This window comes from Staphylococcus simulans, assembly GCF_003043455.1.
Taxonomy (GTDB): Bacteria; Bacillota; Bacilli; order Staphylococcales; family Staphylococcaceae; genus Staphylococcus; species Staphylococcus simulans_A.
Genome location: NZ_PZGG01000097.1, coordinates 1 through 5,184 on the forward strand (window position 1 = coordinate 1; position 5,184 = coordinate 5,184).

The window sequence follows — 5,184 nt, forward strand, 5'->3', positions numbered from 1 at the left end:
ACGATTAACTACCGAGTTTTCCATATCCGGATGTGTAATAATAACTAATTTTCGCATCGTCGCACTCCTTTGATATTCTTCAAACACTCGAAATGATTATAACTTTTAAACTTTTCTTTTTCCATATGCTTCACAAAAATTACGAACATTTTCCATTAAAAAACTGTTAACCACAGTCTGTGATTAACAGTTCATCTATTATTTTGCTTCCCTGATTTCCTCAGCTAATTTATCACTATATCCAAAGAACCAAGTCAATACAAAGGCTGTCGCAAATGAAATCACTAATACTAATAAATACAATGGCAATTGGCCGATATCTTTTAGGAATAATAAGATACCTGGCAAGACTGTAATAGCCATACCAGATGCTTTTAAGTGGAATAGTGCTGCGAAGAATCCACCTACTGCACCACCGATCAAACCACAAACAAATGGTTTAAAGTAACGTAAGTTCACCCCGAAAATCGCAGGTTCTGTAATACCAAGTAGCGCTGAAAATGCTGAAGGTAATGCCAACGCTTTTAATTTTGCTTTTTTCGTTTTAAGTCCCACCGCAACAGCTGCTGCAGCTTGTGCTGTCATCGCTGCTGAAATAATCGGGTTGAATTCATTGTAATGGAATTTTTCTAATAACTGAATTTCCATGAAGTTAAAGATGTGATGTACACCAGTTACCACGATAATTTGTTGGAAGAACCCAATTAATAGTCCTGCGATACCAAACGGTAAAGCAAGTACCCATTCTGTTCCTGACAATATGATAGTTTCAATTGAATGGAATACTGGACCAATCACAAACAACCCTAAAGTAATCATCACAAGTAAGACTAAGAATGGTGTCACAATTAAATCAATCGCATCAGGAATACGTTTTCTCAATGCTTTTTCAAATTTAGCACCAATCAAACCGACAAAGAACGCAGGTAATACTGAACCTTGATAACCGACAATCGGTATAAATCCAAAGAATTTGATAGCTTCTGCTGAACCATCACCTACTTCATATGCATTAGGTAATGCAGGATTTACAAGCATTAAACCTAATACGATACCTAACACTGGACTTCCACCAAAGACTTTAAAGGCACTCCAAGCAACTAAAGCAGGCAGAAATGCAAAGGCAGTATCTGTCAGCACTTGAGTGAACAAAATAAAGTTTTGTGGGATATCTTTAGCTGTCATGCCCATCCAACTTAAAATTTGGTCGTTCATTACTACACCACGTAATCCCATAAACAGACCCGTCGCAACTAAGACTGGAATAATAGGTACGAAAACATCACCGAACACACGGATCGCACGTTGGAATGCATTGCCTTGTTTTGCACCCGCTTCTTTAACCTCAGATTTCGAACCGCCCTCTACACCTAATTTTGTAATTTCATTATAAATCTTATTAACGGTACCGGTTCCAAAAATAATTTGAAATTGCCCCGAGTTATAGAAGGCACCCTTCACTTTTTCAATCTCTTCAACTTCTGCTTGGTTTACCTTTTCTTTATCTTTGACCATGATTCTTAAACGTGTCGCACAATGAGCAAGAGATTGAATATTTTCTTCTCCACCCACTGCTTGAATAACCGCTTCTGCTATTTTCTTATCACTCATTACTTTTCACCTCTCATAAAAGTTGTCGTTTGTGTTTGTGTCGGCAGACTGTCTATCGCACCATAGGCAGTTGTCGTAAGTGCGCCGACCGCATTCGCAAATTTTAAAAATTGTTGACTTTCTTCAAAAAGCTTCTGCTTACCATGTGTTAACAATTGATAGTTGATCGCACCGATAAAGGCATCACCTGCACCAGTCGTATCTAAAACTTCCACACTAAAACCTGGCTCTTGTGCAATTAAACCTTCTTTTGTATAAAGCGCAGCACCTGCTTTGCCTTCTGTATAAATAACAGCTTCTACATTTCCTTTAAAAAGCGAATCTATTGCTGCTTGTTTATCTTTGATACGTGTAATAAATTCCAATTCCTCATCTGAAATTTTGACAATATGAGCTTTGGGTATAAATTCTAATACAGTATGATGTAATGCATCTAAATCATCCCACAGCGGAAAACGTAAGTTCGGATCAAATACAACCGTACCTTTTGCTTCTAACATTTGATCAATTAAAACACGGTGTGTTGCTTTCATGGGACAATCTACTAAATCAACTGAACAAAAATGCAGAATATCCGTCTCATCAAATGATAATTCTGTTAACTGATCAGCTTCCAACAACATATCTGCTGAAGGTTTACGATAAAACGCAAAGTCTCGTTCACCTGCTGCAGTTAAACTGACAAATGCGAGTGCTGTATTCGCTTGTGTCGTGTGTTTCAAATACTGTGTATCAACACCGACATCATTGAGTTTATCTTCTATTTTCTCACCAAAAGCATCGTCACCAACTTGTGTAATCACAGCCGCATTGCCACCTAATTTTGCGACACAACTTGCCACATTCGTAGGTGCACCACCGACTTGCGGTGAAAATTGAGTGACTTCTTTTAATTTCGCATCACGTTCACTAGGGATAAAATCTATTAATGCTTCTCCAACTGCATATAATTTATTCATGATTACCCTCTTTTCATTTCATATTGTTTCGTTTCTAATTTAACTGTTCCTGACTGTGTTGAAAATTGACAAGACTGATAAGCCGCTTTAGGAAACAGTCTAGACGTCATCACATGTGTACCTTCATTAATGAAGACTTCTATACTTGAAGTATCTATAAAAATCTTTAATGTTTGTAAATCCTCATTTAACTGTATACTTCTTTTTTGATTATCTTGATTGCTTGGTAATTCACCACTTTGACTACGATCTAATTCAAAAATTCCTGTATTGTTATCATAGGTCATTTTGACAATTTCATCGACTTGATTAGTAAAAATCATACTTAAGACATCCGCTTCATTTTCTAAGATTGAAATGTTAACTTCTGAACAATCTGGTTGAATTAAATCTAAAGCAGTATGGTCATGAGAAACTTCAAGCGTTGCTTTTTTACTGCGACCTCTCAATTTTTCTACATCTGGATGTACCGTTTGGATTAATGTATCCTCTTTTACTTTCAATACCCTCGGTAAAGTCAGACAATGTGCCCAGTTATAAACATCTGTTGGATAAGTTATGTCTGGCAAACCCATCCATCCGATTAAAACACGTTCGCCTTCTTTAGATATTGTAGTTTGCGGCGCATAGAAATCAAAGCCATGGTCTAACTCTACAAACCCATGATGTTTCATTTCTAATGTCTCTAAATCGAAATCTCCGACGATATAACCAGATTGATAGATATTACGACAATTCATCCCATCTGGTTCTAAACCTTGCGGACAAAATATCAAAACATCTTTATTTCCTAACTTAAATAAGTCTGGGCATTCCCACATATATCCGAAATCAGATAAACCTGTTTCGATTTCTCCGAGTAAATGAAACTTAAACGATGTATCACCTTGATAGATTAATGCTCGTCCTGATTGTTCTGTCGTTTGTGCACCAATCACAAAATAATAATCTTCATTTTCTTTCCATACTTTCGGATCTCTGAAATGGTCAGTATAACCCTGTGGCGAACCTTCAATCAGCGGTTGCTTATCCTCCACTTGAAAGTCGTCATTTAATGTTGCCGCCATTTGATAAGGTACACGTTCCCAATCTTTTGTCCTGTGATTACCAGTATAAAATAGATACAGCTGCTCTCCAATTTGTATACTAGATCCACTGTATGCACCATGCGAATCGTATGTAGTATCAGGATAGACGACTGGTCCTTTATTCTCAAAATGAACTAAATCATCAGAAACAACGTGGTACCAATATTTCAAACCATGGACAGGTCCTAACGGATACCATTGATAAAACAAATGATATTGTCCTTTAAAGTAAATAAATCCATTCGGATCATTCAATAGTCCTGAAACAGGCTGAATATGAAAATGTTGCCGCCATGGCGATTGATTTACTTTGTGTGTCATACTTTCAAAAGCTTCATTTGAAATTGAAGATAAACCGCGATATCGTTCTTCGCGTGTCCATTCCATATAACCACTCCCTTCTTTTTTGGAACCGGTTCCAAAATATTATGTGAATAAAACGCTTTCATAAACATTTTACTCATTGCTTAAAGAGAAGTCAATACTGTTATTTTTAATAAACTCGAAATTCATTACTTCTATTTGTTCAATCGCTTCACCATTTATAATGCGGATTAAATTTTGTGCAGCAGTTTCACCTGTTTGTTTATAAGGAAAGCTGATTGTCGCAAGTGATGGCGTAACGATTGAAGTCGTATCATAGCCGCCAAATCCAGCTATAGACAGTTCATTCGGTACTTGAATGTGTTGTTGATGAGCTGCTTTTAACGTTCCTAACGCAATATTATCGGTCCCGCATATTAACGCATCATATTTAGAAACTAATTGATTTGCAGCGGTAACAGCTTGTTGTAAATCAAAGGTTGTGTAATAAACATCAGGTGTTTGATTATAATGTTTTAGACCTGTTAGCACACCATTTTTTCGTTCAATGCCGACAGCTTTATCATATTCATCGACACCTAAATATGCGATGCGTTCGAAGTTTTGTTGACCGAACAACTCACCTATCGTCCGGCCTGCTTCAAAGTCATTTTGGATGACTGACGGTACCTGTTCATCTGATTGCCCTACTAATATCACTGGTGCTTTGATATCATGTATCGCTTCAATATGTTGCTTGGTAATTTGTGTGGCGATTAGTAAAATACCATCTACTTTATTTTTATTAAGGGTATATAACGCTTCTATTTCTTGTTCAATACTTTGACTCGTATTAACAATCAGTGTTTGGTATTTAATTTCACGCAAGTACGTATCTGCACCTTCAAGAATCTGGTTGGCCGCATAGGAATCAAGCCTAGGAATAATCGCACCAATCATGAATGTACGTTTTGCTTTTAACGATTGCGCAAACTGATTAGGTGAATAGCCTGTTTCTTGTACGATTTTATCTATTTTGTCTTTGGTTTTTTGACTGACTGATCCGCCATTTAAGTATCGAGACACAGTGCTTTTTGACACTTTAGCCATCGCTGCGATATCTGAAATATTCACGTACACCCTCCTCCCTTTTATAAATTCTAGTCATTTAATATGTATTATAAAATACTTATCCAAATTTTCTACTTGTGCTTATTATAATC

At 36.7% G+C, this 5,184-nt stretch carries 4 protein-coding genes; all 4 read right to left on the reverse strand.

The genetic code is table 11. From position 1 onward, the window contains the following. Nucleotides 1–198: 198 nt before the first annotated feature. Nucleotides 199–1,611, reverse strand: coding sequence for a sucrose-specific PTS transporter subunit IIBC (locus tag BU038_RS11750; RefSeq protein ID WP_107606174.1), 1,413 nt, complete (start codon nucleotides 1,609–1,611; stop codon nucleotides 199–201). Then, the gene (locus BU038_RS11755) at nucleotides 1,611–2,570 is read right to left on the reverse strand and encodes a carbohydrate kinase family protein (RefSeq protein WP_107606175.1); all 960 of its coding nucleotides are present in this window, start codon (nucleotides 2,568–2,570) and stop codon (nucleotides 1,611–1,613) included. Before BU038_RS11755 ends, BU038_RS11750 begins: the two co-directional genes overlap by 1 nt. Before the next feature lie 2 nt (nucleotides 2,571–2,572). Beyond that, nucleotides 2,573–4,045 (reverse strand): glycoside hydrolase family 32 protein, encoded by a 1,473-nt coding sequence (locus tag BU038_RS11760; protein WP_107606176.1) that lies wholly within the window; start codon nucleotides 4,043–4,045, stop codon nucleotides 2,573–2,575. 69 nt (nucleotides 4,046–4,114) lie between these two features. Next, complete coding sequence (locus BU038_RS11765) at nucleotides 4,115–5,095, reverse strand: LacI family DNA-binding transcriptional regulator (RefSeq protein WP_107606177.1); 981 nt, start codon at nucleotides 5,093–5,095, stop codon at nucleotides 4,115–4,117. Nucleotides 5,096–5,184: the final 89 nt, after the last annotated feature.

Coding starts and splice junctions, on each gene's coding strand:
- BU038_RS11760 (WP_107606176.1), bottom strand. CDS start 4,045: ATGGAATGGACACGCGAAGAACGATATCGCGGTTTATCTTCAATTTCA.
- BU038_RS11750 (WP_107606174.1), bottom strand. CDS start 1,611: ATGAGTGATAAGAAAATAGCAGAAGCGGTTATTCAAGCAGTGGGTGGA.
- BU038_RS11755 (WP_107606175.1), bottom strand. CDS start 2,570: ATGAATAAATTATATGCAGTTGGAGAAGCATTAATAGATTTTATCCCT.